Source organism: Stenotrophomonas sp. PS02298 (assembly GCF_029959445.1).
Lineage (GTDB): Bacteria > Pseudomonadota > Gammaproteobacteria > Xanthomonadales > Xanthomonadaceae > Stenotrophomonas.
Genome location: NZ_JASCOR010000259.1, coordinates 1 through 3,776, shown reverse-complemented (window position 1 = coordinate 3,776; position 3,776 = coordinate 1). Strand labels below are relative to the sequence as shown.

Sequence of the window (3,776 nt, the reverse complement as noted above, 5' to 3'; positions counted from 1 at the left end):
GCCATGCTCGGCAGGGGCTTTACCGGTAGAGCCTCTGCCGAGCATGGCTCGGCACTACAGGAAAGCCACTCGCTTTCAGCGCTTCTCGCGGTCCAGCCAGCAGGCCAGGCCCTGCGCGTTGAGCTCGAGGTCCATTGCCAGCACGCGCAGCACTTCTGACGCGTCCAGCGGGCTGCCCTGTAGCCGCAAGCGCGCTACGTACAGCGCGCCCAGCGCTTCCACCAGCAGGCGATGGCGCTCCGGTTCGCCGTTGCAGCGCTGTGCGATCGCCACCATCGCGTCGATCTGCTCGTGCAGTTCCTGCGCCAATCGCGCCGTGCCTTCGACCCGGCCGTAATGGGTCAGGTACATGCCTTCCGGTGCTTCCTGCATCAAGCGCAGGATCGAGGCATGCATCGCCTCCGGCTCGAACTGCACCGGCGAGGAAGTGGGAATGATGAAGGCACCGCCGGCATGGTCCAACTCGCGGTACGACAGACCGAAGGTATCGCCGGTGAACCAGCTGCGGCTGGCCACATCCCAGACGCAGAAGTGATGCCGCGCGTGTCCCGGCGTATCCACGCAGACCAGCTCACGGCCCGCCAGCAGAACGCGATGCCCGTCCTCGGCAACCACCACGCGCTCGGCCGGCACCGGCACGATCTGCCCATAACTGCGCGCGATTTCGGCCTCGCCATAGACCGCGGTAGCACCGGCAATCAGCCGCGTCGGATCGATCATGTGCTGTGCGCCGCGCGGGTGCACCACCAGCTTGGCATTGGGCAGCTGCTGCATCAGCGCACCGGCGCCGCCGGCATGATCCAGGTGCACATGGGTGACGATCAGCCAATCTATGTCCGCAGGCGTCAGGCCGGTCTGCGCGATACAGGCCAGCAGATTCGGCAGCGAGTGGGTGGTGCCGCAATCGACGAACGCGCCGCGGCCATCCTGCACGATCAGGTAGGCCGCATCGAAGTGATCGCGCTGGAACGCGGTATCGATGGTGTGGATGCCATGGGCAAGAGACATGCAACAACTCCGGCAGAAACTGGCTTCGATCCTGCCAGCCCCCCTGCCCGCACTCAACCCGGACTTTTGTCGCAGCCGCGTCGGCTCAGTGCTGCAGTACGCGCGGGCGCAACAGCAGGGCAAGCACCATCACCGCCAGGAAGCCGCCGTAGGCATACAACACGGCGAGGATCTGCTTCCACAGGCCTTCGGCCACTTCGGTGGCTCCCACGTGGTAACCCCACAACATGAAACCGATGCTGGCCACCAGGGCCAGCACCAGCATCGATGCATCAAACACGCTGCGCCGGCGATTGCGCGGCTGGCGCGGGAACCACCAGTACAGCGCGCCCATCACGCAGAACCAGGGGAGAAACAACAACAACGACAACCAGGCCATCGACGTGCTCCTCCACAAGGGTTTATTCCTTTGCCGCAGCCTCGCGCAGTTCGCGCAATGCCGCCAGCACCGGCTCCACTTCTACTTCGATCTTGAACAGCTCGCTCTGCAGCGCATCGCCCTGCTCGGCCTGCTTGAGCACGGCGATCAGCTGGCCGGCATCGCGCGGCGAGTCAAAGCCTTCGCTCTGGATCAGCAGCGTGCCTTCGCCATCAAGCAGCTTGAAGTAGAAGCGGCCGTCCTTCTCGCGGTACTGCTTGAACAGCGGCAGCGCCGCCTTGGCAGCAACGGCCGCCTTGGGCTTGTCACCTGCGGCGGACAGGTCACGCAGGCCCACCGCATGGCGCAGCTCCTTCAACAGCGGGATGGCGAACTGCTCGCGCAGCTGCTGGCCACGCTTGCGCAGGATGGCTTCGATCTTCTCGGGCTCGGCCATCAAGGCGTTGTAGCGCTCGCGCAGCGGCGACAGCTCGGCGTCGATGCGCTCGAACAGCTGCTGCTTGGCATCGCCCCAGCTGATGCCCTCGGCAAACGCCTTGGCGAAACCGGCGGTCTGCTGCGGGGTGGCGAAGGCCTGGTACATCTGGAACAGCGCCGAGCCCTCGGTGTCCTTGGGCTCGCCCGGCAGGCGCGAGTCGGTGAGGATGGAGAACACCAGCTTCTTCAGCTCCTCGCGCGGCACGAACAGCGGGATGGTGTTGCTGTAGCTCTTGCTCATCTTGCGGCCGTCCAGGCCGGCCAGGGTGGCCACCTGTTCGTCGATGATCACTTCCGGCAAGGCGAAATATTCCTTGCCGTAGACGTGGTTGAAGCGCTGGGCGAAGTCGCGCGCCATCTCGATGTGCTGGATCTGGTCACGACCCACCGGCACCTTGTTGGCGTTGAAAATCAGGATATCGGCGGCCATCAGCACCGGGTACATGAACAGGCCGGCGCTGACACCTGCATCGTCGTCGAGCTGCTCCTCGCGGTTCTTGTCCACCGCCGCCTTGTAGGCATGGGCGCGGTTGAGGATGCCCTTGCTGGCGACCACGGTGAGGAACCACATCAGCTCGGTGGTTTCCGGGATGTCGCTCTGCCGGTAGAACCACACCTTGTCCGGGTCCAGGCCGCAGGCCAGCCAACTGGCCGCGATCTCCAGGGTCGAACGCTGGGTGCGCTCGGGCTCCTGCGCCTTGATCAGGCTGTGCAGGTCGGCCAGGAAGAAGAAGCTCTCGATATCCGAGGCCTGGCTGGCGGCAATGGCCGGGCGGATCGCGCCGACGTAGTTGCCGAGATGGGGGGTGCCGGAGGGGGTGATGCCGGTGAGGACGCGGGTAGTCATGTAAACCAAGCTGACGAGCGGATGAACCTGGCCAGTGTAACCGCCCCAGCCTGTCCCCGCCCTCAACCCCGTTGGTCACACTCACCCGTTCAAGGTCGCGTACCCCGCCAAGGAGCCTGCCATGTACCGTTTTCTAGCCAGTGTGTTGTCGGTTGTCGCGCTATGCGGGTTCAGCCCGGTACGGCCGGCAGATGAGGGCCCGGTGCAGCTGTCGGTGATTGACCGCGACGGCGAAGGCGAGCTGGAGCAGTACCCCCACCGGGGCCAGCGATGGGTGGCCGGCAGCCCCGGCCACCGTTACAGCGTGCGCATGCAGAACCGCAGCGGCCAGCGCGTGCTGGTGGTGCTGTCGGTGGACGGCGTCAATGCCATCACCGGCCAGACGGCCTCGCCCAGCCAGTCCGGCTATGTGCTGGAGCCGTGGCAGAGCAGCGAGATCACCGGCTGGCGCAAATCCAATGCCGAGGTGGCGCAGTTCGTGTTCACCGCCTCCAGCGACAGCTACGCCAGCCGCACCGGCCGCCCGGCCAATGTCGGGGTGATCGGCATCGCGGTGTTCAACGAGGCACGCCGGCCGGTGTATGACGTGCGCCCACTGCCGGCACCAAGGCCCATGCCGCGGCCCATGCCGCAGTACGAGGACCGTGCCGAGGCCAGTGCCAGCGCAAGTTCCAGCGGACGGGCGGCTGAAGCCGCTGCACCCAGTGCGATGGCCAAGAGTGAATCGCGGCAGCGGCTGGGCACCGGTCACGGTGAGCGTGAGTGGTCGAGTTCTTCGCTGACCAGCTTCGAGCGTGCCAGTCGTAATCCGGTACAGGTCAGCGAGGTGCGTTATGACTCGCGGCAGCGGCTGGTGGCGTTGGGCGTATTGCCGCGCGGCCATCGTCGCGTGGACAACTCGCCGCAGGCCTTCCCCAGTGGTTTCGTGCCGGATCCACCGGCGCGCTGATCGCAGCGTCAGCCCGACACCGATCTTGTGGGAGCGGCGTAAGCCGCGAAGCTGACATTGCCCCAACCTTTGCAAGTTGTGCCATCTGATGACGCCCTTGCTTCGCGGCTTACGCC

Annotated in this window: 4 protein-coding genes; 1 reads left to right on the top strand and 3 read right to left on the bottom strand. The window is 65.6% G+C overall.

What is annotated here, in order from left to right:
- Positions 1 to 75 precede the first annotated feature (75 nt).
- From QMX78_RS20630 to QMX78_RS20620, 3 genes are all read right to left on the bottom strand, one after another.
- Positions 76 to 1,008, bottom strand: a complete 933-nt coding sequence (locus QMX78_RS20630) for an MBL fold metallo-hydrolase (RefSeq protein ID WP_282273159.1) — start codon at positions 1,006 to 1,008, stop codon at positions 76 to 78.
- A gap of 85 nt (positions 1,009 to 1,093) precedes the next feature.
- Entirely contained in the window at positions 1,094 to 1,387 is a 294-nt protein-coding gene (locus QMX78_RS20625; protein ID WP_282273156.1) for a hypothetical protein, read from the bottom strand.
- 22 nt (positions 1,388 to 1,409) lie between these two features.
- Complete coding sequence (locus tag QMX78_RS20620) at positions 1,410 to 2,711, bottom strand: tryptophan--tRNA ligase (RefSeq protein ID WP_282273154.1); 1,302 nt, start codon at positions 2,709 to 2,711, stop codon at positions 1,410 to 1,412.
- A 121-nt stretch (positions 2,712 to 2,832) separates the two neighbouring features.
- Between QMX78_RS20620 and QMX78_RS20615 the strand changes: the two genes are divergently transcribed.
- Positions 2,833 to 3,660: a hypothetical protein gene (locus QMX78_RS20615; protein ID WP_282273152.1), complete on the top strand. Its 828-nt coding sequence runs from the start codon at positions 2,833 to 2,835 to the stop codon at positions 3,658 to 3,660.
- The last annotated feature ends 116 nt before the right edge of the window (positions 3,661 to 3,776 follow it).